The sequence below is a fragment of the Endozoicomonas sp. ALD040 genome, from assembly GCF_049275945.1.
In the GTDB taxonomy this organism is placed as follows: Bacteria; Pseudomonadota; Gammaproteobacteria; order Pseudomonadales; family Endozoicomonadaceae; genus Endozoicomonas_A.
In genome coordinates, this window is record NZ_CP184829.1 from 3594389 (window position 1) to 3615880 (window position 21492).

General features: G+C 48.4%; 13 protein-coding genes. 2 read left to right on the plus strand and 11 right to left on the minus strand.

The features are described 5' to 3' along the window. Window positions 1-80: 80 nt before the first annotated feature. From ACOJUN_RS13205 to ACOJUN_RS13240, 8 genes are all read right to left on the minus strand, one after another. Window positions 81-1976 carry a hypothetical protein gene (locus ACOJUN_RS13205; RefSeq protein WP_422132404.1) on the minus strand — a complete coding sequence of 632 codons (1896 nt, stop codon included), beginning with the start codon at window positions 1974-1976 and terminating at the stop codon, window positions 81-83. A 137-nt stretch (window positions 1977-2113) separates the two neighbouring features. Continuing rightward, the gene (locus ACOJUN_RS13210; protein WP_422132405.1) at window positions 2114-3787 is read right to left on the minus strand and encodes a hypothetical protein; all 1674 of its coding nucleotides are present in this window, start codon (window positions 3785-3787) and stop codon (window positions 2114-2116) included. A 118-nt stretch (window positions 3788-3905) separates the two neighbouring features. Then, window positions 3906-6017: a hypothetical protein gene (locus tag ACOJUN_RS13215; RefSeq protein WP_422132406.1), complete on the minus strand. Its 2112-nt coding sequence runs from the start codon at window positions 6015-6017 to the stop codon at window positions 3906-3908. A gap of 175 nt (window positions 6018-6192) precedes the next feature. Then, the gene (locus tag ACOJUN_RS13220) at window positions 6193-7866 is read right to left on the minus strand and encodes a hypothetical protein (protein ID WP_422132407.1); all 1674 of its coding nucleotides are present in this window, start codon (window positions 7864-7866) and stop codon (window positions 6193-6195) included. Window positions 7867-8128: 262 nt separating this feature from the next. Next, window positions 8129-10156, minus strand: a complete 2028-nt coding sequence (locus ACOJUN_RS13225; RefSeq protein ID WP_422132408.1) for a hypothetical protein — start codon at window positions 10154-10156, stop codon at window positions 8129-8131. A 210-nt stretch (window positions 10157-10366) separates the two neighbouring features. Continuing rightward, window positions 10367-12469 carry a hypothetical protein gene (locus ACOJUN_RS13230; RefSeq protein ID WP_422132409.1) on the minus strand — a complete coding sequence of 701 codons (2103 nt, stop codon included), beginning with the start codon at window positions 12467-12469 and terminating at the stop codon, window positions 10367-10369. 170 nt (window positions 12470-12639) lie between these two features. Continuing rightward, window positions 12640-14286, minus strand: a complete 1647-nt coding sequence (locus tag ACOJUN_RS13235) for a hypothetical protein (protein WP_422132410.1) — start codon at window positions 14284-14286, stop codon at window positions 12640-12642. A 178-nt stretch (window positions 14287-14464) separates the two neighbouring features. Continuing rightward, window positions 14465-14815 carry a hypothetical protein gene (locus tag ACOJUN_RS13240; RefSeq protein ID WP_422132411.1) on the minus strand — a complete coding sequence of 117 codons (351 nt, stop codon included), beginning with the start codon at window positions 14813-14815 and terminating at the stop codon, window positions 14465-14467. Here ACOJUN_RS13240 and ACOJUN_RS13245 point away from each other — a divergent pair. Together ACOJUN_RS13245 and ACOJUN_RS13250 are read left to right on the plus strand one after the other, a co-directional pair. Continuing rightward, window positions 14814-15740: a hypothetical protein gene (locus ACOJUN_RS13245; RefSeq protein WP_422132412.1), complete on the plus strand. Its 927-nt coding sequence runs from the start codon at window positions 14814-14816 to the stop codon at window positions 15738-15740. The two genes, ACOJUN_RS13240 and ACOJUN_RS13245, sit on opposite strands and share 2 nt — an antisense overlap. Further along, the gene (locus ACOJUN_RS13250; RefSeq protein ID WP_422132413.1) at window positions 15725-16477 is read left to right on the plus strand and encodes an HIRAN domain-containing protein; all 753 of its coding nucleotides are present in this window, start codon (window positions 15725-15727) and stop codon (window positions 16475-16477) included. The genes ACOJUN_RS13245 and ACOJUN_RS13250 overlap by 16 nt, the downstream gene beginning before the upstream one ends. Before the next feature lie 441 nt (window positions 16478-16918). Here the strand turns inward: ACOJUN_RS13250 and ACOJUN_RS13255 are convergent, their stop codons facing one another. From ACOJUN_RS13255 to ACOJUN_RS13265, 3 genes are all read right to left on the minus strand, one after another. Continuing rightward, window positions 16919-19027 (minus strand): hypothetical protein, encoded by a 2109-nt coding sequence (locus ACOJUN_RS13255; RefSeq protein ID WP_422132414.1) that lies wholly within the window; start codon window positions 19025-19027, stop codon window positions 16919-16921. A 173-nt stretch (window positions 19028-19200) separates the two neighbouring features. Then, complete coding sequence (locus ACOJUN_RS13260) at window positions 19201-21165, minus strand: hypothetical protein (RefSeq protein ID WP_422132415.1); 1965 nt, start codon at window positions 21163-21165, stop codon at window positions 19201-19203. 78 nt (window positions 21166-21243) lie between these two features. Continuing rightward, on the minus strand, window positions 21244-21462 hold the full coding sequence (locus tag ACOJUN_RS13265) for a hypothetical protein (RefSeq protein ID WP_422132416.1): 219 nt from the start codon (window positions 21460-21462) through the stop codon (window positions 21244-21246). Between the last annotated feature and the right edge of the window lie 30 nt (window positions 21463-21492).

A 21492-nucleotide genomic window follows, 5' to 3' on the forward strand; every position in this document is an offset into this window, starting at 1 on the left:
GAGGAAGGATAGATCAAGAAAGTAAGCCTGTTTTTCTGTCAAAAACCTTCTGCTAAAGGTTCTTACTTATTCACTTTACCTTATGGAGGGCTGAGGCCGTCTTTCTGGTTCGCAGCAACAGGCTTGCGCTTTCGGTGTATTCTTTTGTGCACAGACAGGGTTTTGGCATTCTTGTAAACCTTTCTGCATGGTCGCTGTTGGCCATCCTCACCGACTATCATAACGTCACAGGTTTTTTGTTCGGTGTGGGCATTTCTTTTGTGGTTACAAAGGGCTTGGCGATTCTTGCAAACTGTTCCGCATGGCCGTCGCTCACCATCCTTCACAACCATCATAACGTCACAGGTTTTTTTCCCGGTGTGTTGTTTGAATTTATGACACGCGAGAGAATCAGCACTACTATAGAGTTTCCCGCATGGCCGCGACTGTCCGTCCTCCCCGACCACGGTCAAATCACAGGTTCTTTGCCCGGTGTGAGCGCTTTTTTTGTGTCTCGACAGGGCGCTGCTATTCATGCAGACCCTCCCGCATGGTTGCGGTTTATCATCCTTGCCGACTACGATTACTTGACAGGTTTTTTGCCCACTGTGACATCCAAACTTATGAGACGACAAGGCTCTGGCGCTTTTGCAGACCTTTCCGCAAGGCCACTGGCGTCCATTTTCTCCGACCAGGGTCACGTCACAGGCTTTTTGCCCGGTGTGGGCGTCTCTTTTGTGATCCGACAGGGGACCGGCATTCTTGAAGACCATCCCACAAGGCTGCGGCTGACCATCCTCATCGACCACGGTCACATCACAGGTTCTTTGCCCGGAGTGGGTGCTTGTTTTGTGACTCGACAGGGCGCTGGCATTGCTGCAGACCTTTCCGCATTGACGTTCCTGACCATCCTCTGTGACCATTATGATTTCACAGGTTTGCTGCCCGGTGTGCATCCTTCTTTTGTGGCCCGACAGGGCACCGGCATTCTTGCAGACCTCTCCGCATGGCCGTTCCCGACCATCCTCTGTGACCATTATGACGTTACAGGTTTGTTGCCCGGTGTGGGCCTTTATTCTGTGATTCGACAGGGCACCGGCATTTTTCCAGACCTCTCCGCATGGTCGCAGCCGGCCATCCTTCCCGACAACGGGCACGAGACAGGTTTTTTTACCGGTGTGGTATCCTTTTCTGTGTTTCAAAAGGGATTGAGTAGTCTTGTAGACTTTCTTGCAATTCCGTAGCTGGCCATCCTTATCGACCATTGTCAGGTTGCAGGTGAATTCGGAAGATGGTCGGAATTTACAAACGCCATGACAGGGGTGAACGAAACAATCTAAACCCAAAGTATGTGCGTGTTGTTGAGGGTCTTCGTAGCCGTCACCGGAGCCAGAAGACAGAGGGTTGGTGAAAGCGCTTGTTGGCTGGGGGGTTGTTTGTGGGGCTTGTTGGCCAGATGACTCTGGTAGCTGGCTTTGTTGTTGTGGTTGTTGGTCATATCCGGAGCCGTGCATCATAGTCGTGATTGCAAAAGGCTGATTCCCCTGTGTCAACCTCATTTCTGATTGTTCAATCGGTTTAAACATCGGTGAGTCGGGGTTCCAAAAGCTTTTCAAAAGCCAGCCGACAGTGACAATCCCTTCTACCGGTGGCCATGAATAAGAGGTAGCACCCAGAGGAGGGGCTTTGCTGGTCATGATCAGTTCGAAGGCAACCAGCAAATTCGTGGCGTAAAGCAACTGCCAGGAAATCGACTCAATGAGGGTGGTTTTTATTTCGCAATTGAAAAAGCATCGTCGTTTATAATCAGAGAGTAAATCTGGTGTTACAAAACCGTTTTTGTCGGCAATATCTGACGGATCATCCGACAGTGCACCTTGGTTTGGCTTTATAGAAAAACTTTGGTTTGAAAAATCTGCATCCTGTTGTAGCTCAACAATATAACGTCTTGTCAACGTTTCGGCCTGACAGGCGACAGTCAGCAAAAGTAGCAGCAAAGGTGCCGCAAAGAGTGAGTATTTAATGATCTTATCCTTGCCTCCAAGTATACAGAGAGGAAGGATAGATCAAGAAAGTAAGCCTGTTTTTCTGTCAGAATCTTTCTGTTAAAGGTTGTTGCTTACTTCAGATTACCTTATGGAGGGCTGAGACCGTCTTTCTGGTTCGCATCAACAGGCTTGCGTTTTCGATGCATTCTTTTGTGCACAGACAGGGTTTTGGCATTCTTGTAAACCTTTCCACATGGCTGCGGCTGACCATCCTTTCCGACCACGGTCACAGCACAGGTTTTTTGCCCACTGTGCTTTCTTTTTTTGTGATCTGACAGGATATAGGCGTTCTTGAAGACCCTCCCACACAGTTGTGGCTTACCATCCTTGCTGACCACGAGTACCGCACAGGTTTTTTGCCCGCTGTGGCATCCAACCTTGTGAGATGAAAGGGTTTTGGCGCTCTTGCAGACCGTTCCGCATGGTTGCTGCTGACCACCCTCTCCGACCACGATCACGTCACAGATTTGTTGCCCGGTGTGGGCGTCTCTTTTGTGACCCGACAAGGAACCGGCATTCTTGAAGACCTTCCCGCAAGGCCGTGGCTGACCATCCTCATCGACCACGGTCACATCACAGGTTCTTTGCCCGGTGTGGGCGCTTGTTTTGTGACACGACAGGGCGCTGGCATTCTTGCAGACCTTTCCGCATTGACGTTCCTGACCATCCTCTGTGACCATTATGATTTCACAGGTTTGCTGCCCGGTGTGCTTCCTTCTTTTATGGCCCGACAGGGCACTGGCATTCTTGCAGACCTCTCCGCATGGCCGTTCCCGACCATCCTCTGTGACCATTATGACGTTACAGGTTTGTTGCCCGGTGTGGGCCTTTAGTCTGTGATTCGACAGGGCAGTGGCATTTTTCCAGACCTCTCCGCATGGTCGCAGCCGACCATCCTTCCCGACTACGGGCACGAGACAGGTTCTTTTACCGGTGTGGTATCCTTTTCTGTGGTTCAAAAGGGATTGAGTAGTCTTGTAGACTTTCTTGCAATTCCGTAGCTGGCCATCCTTATCGATCATTGTCAGGTTGCAGGTGGATTCGGAAGATGGTCGGAATTTACAAACGCCATGACAGGGGTGAACGAAACAATCTAAATCCAAAGTATGTGCCTGTTGTTGAGGGTCTCCGCAGCCGTCACCGGAGCCAGAAGACAGAGGGTTGGTGAAAGCGCTTGTTGGCTGGGGGGGTGTTTGTGGGGCTTGTTGGCCAGATGACTCTGGTAGCTGGCTTTGTTGTTGTTGTGGTTGTTGTTGGTCATATCCGGAGCCGTGCATCATAGTAGTGATCGCAAAGGGCTGATTCCCCTGTGTCAACCTCATTTCTGATTGTTCAATCGGTTTAAACAGCGGTGAGTCGCGGTTCCAATAGCTTTTCAAAAGCCAGCCGACAGTGATAATCCCTTCTACCGGTAGCCATGAATAAGAGGTAGCACCCGGAGGGGGGGCTTTGCTGGTCATGATCAGTTCGAAGGCAACCAGCAAATTCGTGGCGTAAAGCAACTGCCAGGAAATCGACTCAATGAGGGTGGTTTTTATTTCGCAATTGAAAAAGCATCGTCGTTTATAATCAGAGAGTAAATCTGGTGTTACAAAACCGTTTTTGTCGGTAATATCTGACGGATCATCCGACAGTGCACCTTGGTTTGGCTTTATAGAAAAACTTTGGTTTGAAAAATCTGCATCCTGTTGTAGCTCAACAATATAACGTCTTGTCAACGTTTCGGCCTGACAGGCGACAGTCAGCAAAAGTAGCAGCAAAGGTGCCGCAAAGAGTGAGTATTTAATGATTTTATCCTTGCCTCCTGATATACAAAGAGGAAGGATAGATCAAGAAAGTGAGCGTGTTTTTCTGTCAAAAAACTTCTGCTAAAGGTCGTTACTTATTCACATTACCTTGCGGAGGGCTGAGACCGTCTTTCCGGTTCGCATCAACAGGCTTGCGTTTTCGATGGGTCCTTTTATGCGCAGACAGGGCCATTGCATTCTGGTAAACCTTTCCGCATGGTCGCAGCTGACCATTCTCCCCGAGCACGGTCACATCACAGGTTTGTTGCCCGGTGTGGGTGCTTATTTTGTGATACCTTAGAGCGCTGACATTCTTGCAGACCGTTCCGCAGGGTCGCGGCTGACCATCCTCTGCGACCATGGTTACCTGACAGGTTTTTTTCCCGGTGTGTTGTTTGAATTTATGAGACGAGAGAGAATCTGCACTATTGCAGAGTTTCCCGCATGGCCGCAGCTGACCATCCTCCCCAACCACGGTCACATCACAGGTTCTTTGCCCGGTGTGAGCGCTTTTTTTGTGGCTCGACAGGGCGCCGGAATTCATGCAGACCTTCCCGCATGGTTGCGGTTTATCATCCTTGCCGAGCACGATTACTTCACAGGTTTTTTGCCCACTGTGACATCCAAACTTGTGAGACGACAAGGCTCTGGCGCTTTTGAAGACCTTTCCGCAAGGCCGCTGCTGGCCATTCTCTGCGATCAGGGTCACGTCACAGGTTTGTTGCCCGGTGTGGGCGTATCTTTTGTGATCGGAAAAGGCGCTGGCATTCTTGCAGACCTTCCCGCAAGGCCGCAGCTGACCAGCCTCACCGACCACGGTTACATTACAGGTTCTTGGCCCGGAGTGGACACTTGTTCTGTGACTCCACAGGGCGAAGACATTCATGCAGACCTTTCCGCATAGACGTTCCTGACCATCCTCTGTGACCATTGTGATTTGACAGGTTTGCTGCCCGGTGTGTGTCCTTCCTCTGTGGCTCGACAGGGCACTGGCATTCTTGCAGACCCTTCCGCATGGTCGTTCCCGACCATCCTCTGTGACTATTATGACGTTACAGGTTTGTTGCCCGGTGTGGGCACTTCTTCTGTGATTCGACAGGGCAACGGCATTTTTCCAGACTTCCCCGCATGGTCGCAAACGGCCATCCTCCCCGACCACGGGTGCGAGACAGGTTTTTTTACCGGAGTGGATTTTTCTCTGGTGATCAAAAAGGGATTGAACGCTTTTGTAGACTTTCTCGCAATTTCGTAGCTGACCATCCTCATCAAGCGTTGTCAGGTTACAGGGGACTGGCTCTGGAGGGGGGGTTGTATTGGCCGGGTTGTCATCCATGTCATATCCCTGAAAAAGTTGGCCAGAAGCGCATTGGAGTTGAATGGTAAAGAGATTATTTGATGTTTCATACGCAGAAGCAGAATGCCTGATGCAACAATAGCAGAGGCAATCATGGGGGCATGGGTTTTGTTCGGGTGTTGCTGCTGTAAGGCTCGCCAGACTTTCTTCAGATTTCAGCACCCTTTCAGTTGACCCTATGCTTTCGGAAGATGGTCGGAAGTTACAAACGCCACGACAGGGGTGAACGAAACAATCTATACCCAAAGTATGTACGTGTTGTTGAGGGTCTTCGAAGCCGTCACCGGAGCCAGAAGACAGAGGGTTGGTGAAAGCGTTTGTTGGCTGGCGGGTTGTTTGTGGGGCTTGTTGGCCAGATGACTCTGGTAGCTGGCTTTGTGGTTGTTGGACATATCCAGAGCCGTGTATCATAGTCGTGATTGCAAAAGGCTGGTTCCCCTGGGTCAACCTCATTTCTGATTGTTCAATCGGTTTAAACATCGGTGAGTCGGGGTTCCAATAGCTTTTCAAAAGCCAGCCGACAGTGACAATCCTTTCTACCGGTGGCCATGAATAAGAGGTAGCGCCCGGAGGGTGGGCTTTGCTGGTCATGATCAGTTCGAAGGCAACCAGCAAATTAGTGGCGTAAAGCAATTGCCAGGAAATCGACTCAATCAGGTTTTTTTTTACTTCGTAACCGAAAAAGCATCGTCGTTTATAATCATAGAGTAAATTTGGTGTTATAAAACCGTTTTTGTCGGCAATATCTGACGTATCATACGACAGTACATGCTGGTTTGGTTTTACAGAAAAACTCTGTTTTGAAAAAGTTGCATCCTGCTGTATTTCGACAATATAACGTCTTGTCAACGTTTCGGTCTGACAGGCTACAGTCAGGGAAAGTAGCAGCAAAGGTGCCGCAAAGAGTGAGTATTTAATGATTTTATCCTTGCCTCCAGATATACAGAGAGGAAGGATAGATCAAGAAAGTAAGCCTGTTTTTTTGTCAGAAACCTTCTGTTAAAGGTCGTTACTTCCCATTATCTTATGGAGGGCTGAGACTGTCTTTCTGGTTTGTATCAACAGGCTTGCGTTTTCGATGCATTCTTTTGTGCACAGACAGGGTTTTGGCATTCTTGAAAACCTTTCCACATGGCCGGGGCTGACCATCCTTTCCGACCAGGGTCACATCACAGGTTTTTTGCCCACTGTGCTTTCTTTGTTTGTGATCTGACAGGATATAGGCATTCTTGAAGACCCTCCCACACAATTGTGGTTTACCATCCTTGCTGATCACGAGTACTGCACAGGTTTTTTGCCCGCTGTGGCATCCAGTCTTGTGAGATGAAAGGGCTTTGGCGTTCTTGCAGACCCTTCCGCATGGTCGTTGCTGGTGACCCTCTCCGACCACGATCACGTCACAAGTTTCTTGCTCGGTGTGGGCGTCTCTTTTGTGACTCGACAGGAGACCGGCATTCTTTAAGACCTTCCCGCAAGGCCGCAGCTGACCATTCTCATCGACCACGGTTACATCACAGGTTCTTTGCCCGGAGTGGGCGTTTTTTTTGTGATTCGACAGGGCGTCGGCATTCTTGCAGACCTTTCTGCATGGCCGTTCCTGACCATCCTCTTCGACCACTATGACGTCACAGGTTTGTTGCCCGGTGTGCGTCTTTCTTTTGTGATACCCAAGGGTGCTGGCATTCTTGCAGACCTTCCCGCATGGTCGCAGCTGACCATCCTTCCCGACCACGAGCGCGAGACAGGTTTTTTTACCGGAGTGGTATGCTCTTTTGTGATTCAAAAGGGAAAAAGCGCTCTTGTAGACTTTCTCGCAATTTCGTAGCTGACCATCCTCATCAAGTATTGTCAGGTTACAGGGGACTGGCACTGGAGCGGTTGTATTGACCGGGTTGTCATCAATGCCATGTCCCTGAAACAGTTGGCCAGAAGTGAATTGGAGTTGAATGGCAAAGAGATTATTTGATGTTTCATTTGCAGAATCAGAATGCCTGATGCAACGATGACAGAGACTATTATGGGGGCATAGGTTTTGTCCGGCTGTTGCTCCTGCAGGGCTTGTCAGACTTTCTTCAGATTTCAGCACCCTTTCAGTTGACCCTATGCTTTCGGAAGATGGTCGGAAGTTACAAACGCCATGACAAGGGTGAACGAAACAATCTATACCCAAAGTATGTGCGTGTTGTTGAGGGTCTTCGAAGCCGTCACCGGAGCCAGAAGACAGAGGGTTGGTGAAAGCACTTGTTGGTCGGCTGTTGGCTTGTGGGGCTTGTTGGCCAGATGATTCTGGTAGCTGGCTTTGTTGATGTGGTTGTTGTTGGTTATAGCCGGAGCCGTGCATCATAATAGTGATCGCAAAGGGCTGATTCCCCTGTGTCAACCTCATTTCTGATTGTTCAAACGGTTGAAACAGCGGTGAGTCGGGGTTCCAATAGCTTTTCAAAAGCCAGCCGACAGTGACAACCCCTTCTATCGGTAGCCACGAATAAGAGGTAGCACTCAGAGGAGGGGCTTTGCTGGTCATGATCAGCTCGAAGGCAACCAGCAAATTCGTGGCGTAAAGTAACTGCCGGGAAATCGACTCAATGAGGGTTGTTTTTATTTCGTAACTGAAAAATTTTTGTCGTTTATCATCACAGGGTAAATCTGGTGTTTTAAAACAGTTTCTTTCGGAGATATTCGATATAATATACGACATTAAGCGTTTATTTGACTTTATAGAAAAGCTCTGTTTTGAAAAAATTGCATCCTGTTGAATCTCGACAATAAAGCGTCTGGTCAAGGTTTCGGCCTGGCAGGCGACAGTCAGCAAAAGTGGCAGCAGAGGAGCCGCTAAGAGTGAGTATTTAATGATTTTATCCTTGCCTCGGGGTGTACAGAGAGGAAGGATAGATCAAGAAAGCAAGCGTGTTTTTCTTTCAAAAACCTTCTGCTAAAGGTTTTTGCTTATTCACTTTACCTTATGGAGGGCTGACAGCGTCTTTCTGGTTCGCAGCAACAGGCTTGCGCTTTCGGTGTATTCTTTTGTGCACAGACAGGGCTTTGGCATTCTTGTAAACCCTTCCACATGGCCATTGCTTGCCATCCTCCCCGACCGTCATAACGTCACAGGCTTGTAGCCCGGTGTGAGGCCTTCTTTTGTGATCACATAGAGCGCTGACATTCTTGTAGACCTTCCCGCATGGCCGCTGCAGGCCATACTCATCGACCACGATCACATCACAGGTTTTTTGCTCGCTGTGGTATCCAAGTTTGTGAATCCATAAAGCTTTGGCGTTCTTGCAGACCGTTCCGCAAGGTCGCTGCTGGTCATTCTCTTCGACCACGGTCAGGTTACAGGTTTTTTTCCCGGTGTGCTGGTTAAATTTATGACACGAGAAAGATTGAGCACTCTTGCAGAGTTTTCCGCATGGCCGCGGCTGACCATCTTTCCCGACCACGATCAGGTCACAGGTTCTTTGAGCGGTGTGGGCGTTTCTTTTGTGATGCGACAGGGTGATGGAATTCTTGCATACCCTCCCGCATGGTTGTGGTTTATCATCTTTGCCGACCACGATCACTTCACAGGTTTTTTGCCCGCTGTGGTATCCACGCTTGTGAAACGACAAGGCTCTGGTGCTCTTGCAGACCGTTCCGCAAGGTCGCTGCTGGCCATCCTTTTCGACCACTGTCACGTCACAGGTTTGTTGCCCGGTGTGGGTCCTTATCTTGTGATTCGACAGGGCACCGGCATTTTTCCAGACCGTTCCGCAAGGTCGCTGCTGGCCGTCCTCTTCGACCACTGTAAAGTTGCAGGTTTGTTGCCCGCTGTGGACCCTTCTTCTGTGATTCGACAGGTTACTGGCATTTTTGCAGACTTCCCCGCATGGTCGCTGCCGACCATCCTTCTCGACTACGGTCGCGAGACAGGTTTTTTTGCCGGTGTGGATTTTTCTTTGGTGATTCAAAAGGGATGCAACACTCTTGTAGACTTTCTCGCAATTGCGAAGCTCGCCATCCTCATCGACCATTGTCAGGTGACAGCTGACTTGTTCCAAAGCGGCGGTTGTATTGACCGGTTTGTCATCAATGCCATGTACCTGAAATTGGTCGCCAGAAGCCCATTGGAGTTCAATGATAGAGGGATCACTTGATGTTTCATTTGCAGGATCAAAATTCCAGATGCAACCATAGCAGAGACAATTATGGGGGCATGAGTTTTGTCCGGGTTTTGCTTCTGTAAGTCTTGCCAGACTTTCTTCAGAATTCAGTGACCTTTCATCTGGCCCCATGTTTTCGAAAGATGATCGGAATATACAAATGCCATAACAGGGGTGGACGAAACAATCTAAACCTAAAGTATGTGCTTGTTGTTGAGGGTCTCCGAAGCCGTCACCAAAGCCAGAATACAGAGGGCTGGTGAAAGAGCCTGTTTGTTGGCTGATGGCTTGTGGTGCTTGTTGGCCAGATGACTCTGATAGCTGGCTTTGTTGTTGTGGTTGTTGTTGGTTATATCCGGAGCCGTGCATCATAGTAGTGATTGCAATGGGCTCATTCCCCCGTGCCAACCTCACTCCTGATTGTTTAATCGGTTTAAAAAACGATGAGTCGGGGTTCCAATAGTTTTTCAAAAGCCAGCCGACAGTGACAATCCCTTCTACTGGTGAGCATGAATAAGAGGTAGAACCCGGAGGGTGGGTTTTGCTGGTCATGATCAGTTCGAAGGTAACCAGTAAATTCGTGGCATAAAGCAACTGCCATGAGATCGATTCAATGAAGGTTGTTTTTACTTCGTAACTGAAAAATCTTTGTCGTTTATCATCAGAGGGTAAATCTGGTCTTTTAAAGCCGTTTTTTTCGGTAATATCTGACGGGTTATCCGACAATGCACGTTGGTCTTGCTTTAAAGAAAAACTCTGGTTTGAAAAAGCTGCATCCTGTTGAAGCTCGACAATATAGCGTCCGGTCAAGGTTTCGGCCCGACAGGCGACAGTCAGCAAAAGTAGCAACAGAGGTGCCGCGAAGAGTGAGTATTTAATGATCTTATCCTTGCCTCCGGATATAGAGCGGGTCGCAAAACTCTGGTTTCCATGCTCTCAGGCCCTGTGGGTCGCAGCGTGGGAACGATTTGTTGGAGTTTCGTGACACCTTCTATACAGAGAGGAAGGATAGATCAAGAAAAAACCTTCTGCTTAAGGTCGTTGCTTATTCACATTACCTTATGGAGGGCTGAGGCCGTCTTTCTGGTTCGTATCAACAGGCTTGCGTTTGCGATGTGTTCTTTTGTGCACAGACAGTGTTTTGGCATTCTTGTAAACCTTTCCACACAGGCGCTGTTGGCCTTCCTCATCGGCCACGGTCACATCACAGGTTTTTTGCCCGGTGTGGGCGTTTTTTTTGTGATCCCAGAGGACATGTCTATTCTTGTAGACCTTCCCGCACGGTCGTTGCTGGCCATCCTCATCGGCTACTATCACATCACAGGTTTTTTGCCCGGTGTGCTCGCTTCTTTTATGATCACCAAGAGCTTGGATATTTTTGCAAACCTTTCCGCATGGCCTTCGCTCGCCATCCTTCCCAACCATCATAACGTCACAGGTTTGTTGCCCGGTGTGGGTACCTCTTTTGTGATCATAAAGGGCTATGGTATTCTTGCAAACCTTCGCGCATGGCCGTCGCTCACCATCCTCCCCAACCATCATAAAGTCACAGGTTTGTTGCCCGGTGTGGGCGCTTTTTTTGTGATACCCCAGGGCGCTGACATTTTTGAAGACCTTGCCGCATGCTCGAGGTTGGCCATCTTCTCCTGTCTCGGTTACTTTACAGGTTTGTTGCCCGGAGTGGTATCTGTTTCTGTGATTCGTCAGGGCTCCAACATTCTTGCAGATCAGCGTGCATGGCCTTTGCTGGCCATCCTCTCCGAGCATCATAACGTTACAGGTTTGTTGCCCGGTGTGAGCGCTTCTTTCGTGATACCGTAGAGCGTGGACATTCATGCACACCTTCCCGCATAGCCGCTGCTGGCTATCCTCATCGGCAAGGATCATAGTGCAGATTCTTTGCCCCATGTGCTTTCTTTTTTTATGATCTGAGAGGATAATGGCATTCTTGCAGACTCTCCCGCATGGTTGCGTTATACCATCCTCTCCGACCACGATTACTTCACAGATTTGCTGCCCAGTGTGCATTTTTCTTTTGTGGCCCGACAGGGCACTGGCATTTTTCCAGACCTCCCCGCATGGTCGCAGTCGGCCATCCTCTCCGAACACGGGTGCGAGACAGGTTTTTTTGCCAGTGTGGATTTTTCTTTGGTGATTCAAAAGGGATTGAACACTCTTGTAGACTCTCTCGCAACACCGTAACTGGCGATCCTCATCGACCATTGTCCGGTTACAGCTGACTTGCTCTGCAGGGGCGGTTGTATTGACCGGGTTGTCATCAATACCATATACCTGAAATAGTTGGTCAGAAGCCCATTGGAGTTGAATAGCAAAGGGGTCATTTGATGTTTCATTTGCAGGATCAGAATGCCAGATGCAACGATAGCAGAGACAATTATGGGGGCATGAGTTTTGCCCAGGTACTGCTCCTGATAGGCTTGCCAGACTTTCTTCAAAATTCAGCGACCTTTCATCTGGCCCCATGTTTTCGAAAGATGGTCGGAATTTACAAATGCCATGACAGGGGTGGACGAAACAATCTAAACCCAAAGTATGTGCGTGTTGTTGAGGGTCTGCGTAGCCGTCACCGGAGCCAGAAGACAGAGGGTCGGTGAAAGAGCCTGTTTGTTGGCTGGTGGCTTGCGGGGCTTGTTGGCCAGATGACTCTGATAGCTGGCTTTGTTGTTGTGATTGTTGTTGGTCATATCCGGAGCCGTGCATCATAGTGGTGATTGCAAAAGGCTGATTCCCCTGTGTCAACCTCATTTCTGATTGTTCAATCGGTTTAAACAGTGCCGGGTCGGGGTTCCAATAGCTTTCCAAAAGCCAGCCGACAGTGACAATCCCTTCTATTGGTGGCCATGAATAAGCACGGGCACCCACAGAAGAGGCTTTGCTGGTCATGATCAGTTCGAAGACAAGCAACAAATTCGTGGCGTAAAGCAACTGCCGGGAAATCGACTCAATGAGGGTTGCTTTTACTTCGTAACTGAAAAAACTTTGTCGTTTATAATCAGAGGGTAAATCTGATCTTTTAAAGCCATTTTTATCGGTAATATCTGACGGGTTATCCGACAATGCACGTTGGTCTTGATTTATGGAAAAACTCTGCTTTGAAAAAGCTGCATCCTGTTGAAGCTCGACGACATAGCGTCTGGTCAAGGTTTCGGCCTGACAGGCGACAGTCAGCAGAAGTAGCAGCAGAGCTGTCGCAAAGAGTAAGTATTTAATGATTTTATCCTTGCTTCCGGATATACAGAGAGGAAGGATAGATCAAGAAAGCAGGCGTGTTTTTCTGTTAAAAAACCCTCTGCTAAGGGGCGTTACTTACCTTATGGAGGGCTGTGACCGTCTTTCTGGTTGGTATCAACAGGCTTGCGTTTGCGATGTGTTCTTTTGTGAATAGCCAGTGTTTTGGCATTCTTGTAAACTTTTCCACATGGCTGCTGTTGGCCATCCTCGTCGGCCACGATCACATCACAGGTTTTTTGCCCGGTGTGAGTGTTTTTTTTGTGATACCTTAGAGCACTGACATTCTTGTATACCTTTCCGCAAGGTCGCTGCTGGCCATCCTTTCCGATCAGGATTACGTCACAGGTTTTTTGCCCGGTGTGGTGACTGAATTTATGACACGAGAGGGATTGAGCACTCTTGCAGAGTTTCCCACATGTCTGCGGCTGACCATCCTCCCCGACCACGGTCATATCACAGGTTCTTTGTCCGGTGTGGGCGCATTTTTTGTGATTCGACAGGGCGCTGGCATTCATGCAGACCTTTCCGCATGGCCGTTCCTGACCATCCTCTGTGACCATTATGACTTCACAGGTTTGCTGCCCACTGTGGGCCCTTCTTTTGTGATTCGACAGGGCACCGGCATTTTTCGAGACCTCCCCGCATGGTCGCAGTCGGCCATCCTTCCCGACTACCGGCACGAGACAGGTTTTTTTACCGGAGTGGACTTTTCCTTTGTGATTCAAAAGGGTTTTGATACTCCTGTAGACTTTCTCGCAATTCCGTAGCTGGCCATCCTTACCGACTATTGTCAGGTCACAGGTGACTTGCTCTGCAGGGGCGGTTGTATTGACCGGGTTGTCATCAATGCCATCTAACTGAAATAGTTGGCCAGAAGTGCATTTGAGTTCAATGGCAAAGGGATCATTTGATCTTTCATTTTCAGGATCAAAATGCCATATGCAACGAAAGCAGAGACAGTCATGGGGGCATGGGTTTTGTCCGGGTGTTACTTCTGTATAGCTTGCCAGACTTTCTTCAAAATTCAGCCAGCTTTCATCTGGCTCTGTGTTTTCGAAAGATGGTCGGAATTCACAAACGCCATAACAGGGGTATACGAAACAATCTAAACCTAAAGTATGTGTGTCTTGTTGAGGGTCTCCGTAGCCGTCACCGGTGCCAGAAAACAGAGGGCTGGTGAAAGCGCCTGTTTGTTGGCTGGTGGCTTGCGGGGCCTGTTGGCCAGATGATTCTGATAGCTGGCTTTGTTGTTGTGGTTGTTGTTGTTGGTCATAGCCGGAGCCGTGCATCATAGTAGTGATTGCAAAAGGCTGATTCCCTTGTGACAACCTCATTTCTGATTGTTCAATCGGTTTAAACAGCAGTGAGTCGGGGTTCCAATAGCTTTTCAAAAGCCAGCCGACAGTGACAATGCCTTCTGCGGGGAGCCATGAATAAGTAGCACCCAGAGGGGGGGCTTTGCTGGTCATGATCAGTTCGAAAGCAAGCAGCAAATTCGAGGCGTAAAGCAACTGCCAGGAAATCGATTCAATGAGGGTTGTTTTTACTTCGTAATTGAGAAATCTTTGTCGTTTATTATCAGAGGGTAAATCTGGTCTTTTAAAGCCGTTTTTGCCGTCAATATCTGACGGTTTATCCGACAGTGAACGCTGGTCTGGCTTTATAGAAAAACTCTGGTTTGAAAAAGCTGTATTCTGTTGAAGCTCAACAACATAACGTCTGGTCAAGGTTTCGGCCTGACAGGCGACAGCCAGAAAAAGTAGCAGCAGAGTTGTCGCAAAGAGTGAGTATTTAATGATTTTATCCTTGCCTCCGGTTGTACAGAGAGGAAGGATAGATCAAGAAAGCAAGCGTGATTATCTTTCAAAAACCTTCTGCCAAGGGTCGTTACTTATTCACATTACCTTATGGAGGGCTGAGACCGTCTTTCTGGTTTGTATCAACGGGCTTGCGTTTTTGATGTGTTTTTTTGTGCCTGGACAGGGTAATTGCATTCTTGCAAACCTTTCCACATTGCTGCGGCTGTCCATCCTCCCGGACCAGGGTCACATCACAAGTTTGTTGCCCGGTGTGGTATTTGCTTTTGTGGCATAACAGGGCTCGAACATTCTTGCAGACTATTCCGCATGGTCGTGGTTGGCTGTCCTTCCCGAGTATTATAACCTTGCAGGTTTGGTGCCCGGAGTGGCTACTTCCCATGCTAATGAACGGCCAGGTCACCGTTAAATAACCCAAGAAAGCCAGGAAACCCGGCATGACAACACCCTATAAAATCATCGATATCAGGGAGGAGATGGACTCGCCGGAGGATCTCGGCACCAAGGAGAAATCCTGGTATACCTGGCAGAAACAGAAATGGCTGTTTAAAAAGTCACGCCCGTTAACCGGGGAGCACTGGTCGGAAAAGGTGGCAGAGCAACTTTGCGTGCAGTTGGGTATTCCCCACGCCACCTATGAGATGGCCCGCTTTCAGGGCAATATTGGTGTCACCAGCCCAAGCATTATTACTGATCGTACCCGTTGGCGGATGACTTTGGGTAACCAGCTGTTAATGTCCACTGATAACACCTATCCCGGCGATGAACAACAACGGTTTGTCCGGGTCAGAGAACATACGGTGGCACGGGTAATGGGTATTCTTGAAACCGCAAAAAGTGGTATTCTTCCGCCCTTTAAGGAGAAATTCCCCGAGTTTATGGATGCTGCTGGCGTGTTTACCGGCTACCTTATGCTGGATGCACTGATCAGCAATCAGGATCGGCACCATGAAAACTGGGCGGTTTTACTGGACGATGCCAGCGGTAAAAAGTACCTTTGCCCAACTTATGATCACGCTTCCAGCCTTGGCTGCACAGAGCGGGATGATACCCGGCAGAAACGCCTGTCCACAAAGGACCGGGGGTTTTCCGTTGCGGCATACGTCAGGAAAGCCAGTTGTGCGCTCTATAGGTCCAAAGCCGACAACAAACCATTGAAAACCATGGATGCTTTTATTATTGCCAAAGAAATGCAGCCCCGGGCTGCAGGCTTCTGGCTGAAAAAACTCAGCTTGCTGTCCGAGGCTGAAATAGGTCAGCTACTACAGCGGATACCAGAGGAGGTAACAACCCCCATAGCCATTCAATTTGCTGAACAAATGATTTTAGAAAATAGAAGGAGTCTACTATGCACACATCGTTAAACAGCGTATTTTTAGCCTGGCAGGACCCGTTAAAAAGAGAGTGGCACCCGGTGGGCAAGTTGACTCGGAATGGCGATCATTACCAGTTTCAATACACTCGGGGAGCTGGCTATAGTGAACGGTTTACACCGTTTACCGGCATGGAGGATTTAACCAAGGTTTATCGGTCTGAACGGTTGTTCCCCCTGTTTGCCAATCGCCTGTTATCAGAACGTCGGCCTGAATATAAGCTTTTATTATCCTGGCTGGGCCTGGAGGGACAAAATTGCCCACTGCTTATCCTGGCCAAAACCGGTGGTACTAAAAGTACTGATAATTTGCAGGTCTTTCCTGAAGTGCAGCAGGATACATCGGGCTCCTTTGAATTCGACTTTTTTGTTCACGGCGTACGCTACGTTACGGACTCCGCCCGAGCCCGTATCAAAACCCTGCAATCCGGCGATCCGCTTCTACTGATGCAGGATATTCAGAACCCGGCAGATCACCAGGCGATCGCTATTCGCACCAGCGAGACACCCGAGATTGTTGGTTACTGCCCACGATATCTGGCGAAGGCCATTCATCAATTGATCGGTCAGAGAGCTGATCTCACACTTGCAGTCAACCGGGTTAATGACGATGCGCCTTTGTACTATCAGCTGATGTGCACACTGACAGTGAAGACAGAAGATACAAAACAACAGTGTAAACTTTTTGATGACGAAGAGTTTAAACCCTACTCACCCGCTTTAAGATGATACCGTGAATCATCATGCCAAATATGTGAACTCGACTACTTGTGAAAAAAATGACTTTGGGGCTGCAAGTACAACCATTTACTGACCACATGTCAGGATATGACCGGTCAGCATGATAAGCTTGTTGATAGTTATAAAGCCATTTTTGTCGGCAATGTCTGACTGATTATACGACAACGAACGCTGGTCTGTTTTTATAGAAAAACTCTGGTTTGAAAAAAACTGCATCCTGTTGAAGCTCGACAATAAAACGTCTGGTCAACGCTTCGGCCTGTCAGGCGACAGTCAGCGAAAGTAGCAGCAGGGGTGTTGCAAAGAGTGAGTATTTAATGATTTTATCCTTGCCTCTAAATATACAGAGAGGAAGGATAGATCAAGAAAGCAAGCGTGTTTTTCTGTCAAAAAACCTTCTGCTAAAGGTCGTTACTTATTCACATTACCTTACGGAGGGCTGAGACCGTCTTTGTGGTCCGCATCAACAGGTTTGCGTTTTCGATGTATTCTTTTGTGCTCAGACAGAGCTCTGACATTCTTGTAAACCTTTCCACATGGCTGCTGTTGGCCATCCTCGCCGACCAATATAGCGTTGCAGGTTTGTTGTCCGCTATGGTATCTGCTTTTGTGACATGACAGGGCTTGAATACTCTTGCAGACCTTTCCGCATGGCCGGGGTTGGCCATTCATTCCGACCACGGTTACGTCACAGTTTTGTTTCACGTTGTGGACGTTTCTTTTGTGGCACAACAAAGCTTTTTTATTCTCGAAGAGAGTCGCGCATGGCCGCTGTTGGCCGTCCTGCCCGACCACCATAAGGTCACAGATTTTTTGCCTGTGGGCGTTTCTTTTGTGGTCGTGCAGGATTTTAGCATTCCAGCAGACTTTTCCGCATGGGTGTGTTTGACCATCCTCCCCGACCACCATGAAGTCACAGATTTGTTGCCCGGTGTGGGAGTATTTTTTGTGATGCCAGAGGATCCGTTTATTCTTGTAGACCTTCCCGCATGGCCGCCGCTGGCCATCCTCTGTTACCATTACGACGTCACAGGTTTGTTGCACGGTGTGCTCATTTCTTTTGTGTTCCGACAGGCTTTCGGCACTCCTGCAGATCGTTCCACATAGTCGTGGTTGGCTGTCCTCTCTGAGTATTATAAAGTCGCAGGTTTGTTGCCCGGTGTGGGTGCTTCTTTTGTGATCGCAAAGGGCTCGGCTATTCTTGCAAATCTGTCTACATGGCCGTTGTTGCCCATCCTCCCCGACCATCATAACGTTACAGGTTTGTTGCCCGGAGTGGTCCTGTCTTTTGTGATTGGACAGGGCTTTAGTATTCTTACAGACTTTCCCGCATGTCCGTGGCTGGTTATCCTCCCCGGTTACTGTCTTGTTACAGGTCATTTGCTTGCTGTGAATGCCTCTTTTGTGCTCCGACAGAGTTTTGGCATTCTTGAAGACCTTCCCGCACGGTTGCTTTTGGCCATCCTCCCCGATTAGGGTTAAGTCACAGATTTTTTTCCCGGAATGGACTCTGCCTGCGTGTCCCAACAAGGCTTGTGTACTTCTGAAGACTTTTCCGCAAAGTCGCGACTGGCCACCACGCCCGACCACTATCAGATTACAGCTATATGCAAAATTGCTATCAATGCCATTTGGTTGAAATAGTTGGCCAAAAGCCCATTGGAGTTGAATGTCAGGAGGATCATTCGATGTTTCTTTTGCATTATCAGAATGTCTGATGCAACGATAGCAGTGACTATTGGCCAAATGGGGGCATGAGTTTTCCCAGTGTGTTGCTCCTGCATGGTTTACCAGACTTTCTTCAACATTCAGCGACCTTTGAACGGGGTCCACGTTTTCATAAGATGGCCGAAATTCGCAAACGCCATGACAGGGATGGACGAAACAATCTAAACCCAGAGTGTGTAAGTATTGTTGAGGGTCTCCGGAGCCGTTGCCATAGCCAGAATATTGAGGGTCGAAAAAAGAGCTTGCAGGTTGACTGGTGGCTTGAGAGGCTTGTTGGCCAGATGACTCTGATAGCTGGCCCTGCGGTTGGTTGTTTCCAGAGCCTTGCATCATAGTGGTGATCACAATCGGCTGATCCCACCGTGCCAACATAGATGTCATCTCTTGTTGTTCAATCTGATTAAACATCGGTGAATCGGGGTTCCAATAACTTTTTAAAAGCCAACCGACAACGACAACCGCTTCTACCGGCAGCCATGAATGGGAGGTGGCGTCCACAGGCATGCCTTTGGTGGTCAGGGTCAGTTCACGGGCAGCCAGCAGGTTCGCAGCGTAGAGCAACTGCCAGGATATCGACTCAATAATTGCTGCTCTAATACCGTAACTGTAAGGTTTGTGTCGTTTGACTTCAGGTGGCAGTTTCTTTTCTGAATGGTTGGTTTTATCTGCAATGTCTGGCAGATCACCCGGCAATGTGCGCCGGTGTGTTGTTATCGAAAAGCTCTGGTTTGAAAAACTTGTATCCTGTTGAAGCTCGACAATAAAACCCAATGTCAACGGTTCGGCCTGGCAGACGTCAGAGAGCAGCAACAGCAGCCCCGCAAAGATTGAGTGTTTAATAATTCTATCCCTGCATTCTGGTTTACAGAAAAGAAGGATAGATCAAAATAATAAGTGTGTTTTTCTTTCAAAAATCTTCTCTTTAAGATCGCTAATTAATTCTAGCTTCTGGAAGGCTGAGGTTACCGTCCTGTTAAAGATCGTTACTTACTCACTTTACCATTTGGAGGACTGAGGTCATCATCCTGGTCCACATCGACAGATTTGCGTTTTAGATGATATTTTCTTTTGTGATCAGAAAGGGTCAGATTATTCTTAAAGACCTTTCCGCACGGCCTCTGCTGGGCGTCTTTTTCAGCCATGATCACGTCGCAGGTTTGCTTCCCACCGTGGACTCTGTTTTTGTGAGCCCAGATGGTATAAGAATTCTTGCAGACCATCCCGCATGGCTGAGGCTGGCCATGTTCTCCAACAATCTTCACGTCACAGGTTCTTTGTAGGCTGTGGTTTCTTTTTTTGTGATCCGACAGGGTTCCAGCACTATTGCAGATCTTCCCACATGGCCGTTGCTGACCATTCTCTCCGACCACTGTTAGGTTACAGGTTTTTTGCCCGCTATGATTCCTTATTTTGTGACTCGAAAGGGCTAAAGCATTTTTGCAGACTCTCCCGCATGGCTGTTGTCGGCCATCTTTCCCAATCACTGTTGCGCCACAGGTTTTTTCCCCGGTGTGGTATCTGGATTTATGAGTCGAAAGGGCTCTAAAATTCTGGCAAACTGCCCCGCATGGCCGCTGCTGACCATCTTCCGTGACCTCTATTTCATCACAGGTTTTTCGTCCGGTGTGGCATCTGCCTTTGTGATCCGACAGGAAAACAGGGTTCCTGCAGACTTTCCCGCATGGCCGCTGCTGACCATCATTTCCAACCACAGCGACGTTACAGGTTTTTGGCCCACAATGGTATTTGCTTTTATGAGACGTCGGAGATTTGTCGTTTTTGCAAACCACCCCGCATGGTTGTTGTTCGCCACTCTCCCCGACCGCAGTCACCTCACAGTTTTTTTGCCTTGTATGGATTCTTCTTTTCTGATTCGACAGTGCTTGAGTACTTTGAAAGGCTTTCCCGAATTGCCGCAGATGGTCATCTTCCGCGACCACTACCGCGTTGCAGGTTGCTTGCTCGGCTGGAGCCCTTATATCGGTTGTGCCTGCACCCGTTGAGTCCGGGGCGACTCCTTCAAGGTTGCAGCTATTGGCCGGGTTGCCATCAATGTGAAGTGCCTGAGATAGTTCGCCAGAAAAACATTGGAGTCGAATGTCAGGGGAATCATTCGATGTTTCTTTTACAGGATCAGAATGACTGATGCAAAGATAGTAGTGTCTATTGGCCAAATAGGTAGATGAATTTTGTTTGGGTGTTGCTTTTGTAAGGTTTGTCAAGCCTTCAACAGGCGATCGAAATTTACAAACGCCATAACAGGGATGGACGAAACAATCTAAACCAAGAGTATGTTGCTGTTGTTGAGGGTTCTCGTTATCTTCGCCAGAGTTGGAATACAGAAGGCTGGTGAAATAGCCTATCGGATGGCTGGGGGCTGCTGCGGGGGCCTGCAGACCCGATGATCCTGAAGGCTGACCTTGTTGTTGGTTATTTCCAGAGCCAGGCATCATAGTGGTAATCACAAACGGGTGATCCTGACTTATCTCTTGTTGTCGAATCAGATTAAGCAGCAATGAATCCGGGTTCCAATAGTTTTTTAAAATCCAGCCGAAAGCGACAACCGTTTCTACTGGTAGCCACGAATAAGGGGCAGAGCTCAGAAGGGCATCTCTGGAGGTCAGGATCACTTCGAGGGCAACCAGTAGATTCGTGGCGTAAAGCAACTGCCGGGAAATCGACCCAATCAAGGTTGCTTTTACCTCATAATATTTTTGTCGTTTATAATAAGATGGTAAAACTTGTCCTGTATGGCGGCTTGTTTCGGCATTGACTGACGGGTTACCCGATAATCTCTGGTCTTTGTTTAATGGAAAGCTTTGGTTTGGAAAACCTGAATCCTGTTGAAACTCGACCATAAAACGTCTTGTCAACGGATCGGCTTGAGCGGTGGCAGACAGGGAATGTAGTAGTAACAGCGATGCCACAAAAAGTGAGTGTTTAATCATTCTATCCTTGAGTTCCGGTCTACAGAGAGGAAGGATAGATCAAAAAAATAAGCGTGTTTTTCTGTCAAAAGTCTCCTGTTAAATATCGTTACTTACTTTACCTTTTGAAGGGCTGTGGTCATCGTGCTGCTCCAGATCAACAGGCTTGCGTTTTCGATGATATCTACTTTTGTGCTCAGACAGGGATTTAAGATTCCGGTAGACCTTCCCGCATCGTCGCCGCTGGCCATCCTTCGTGACCACCATCGAGTTACAGGTTTGTTCCCCGGTGTGGTCTTTTTTTTTGTGAAACCACAATGCTTGAGCGTTAAGGAAGATTTATAGTTT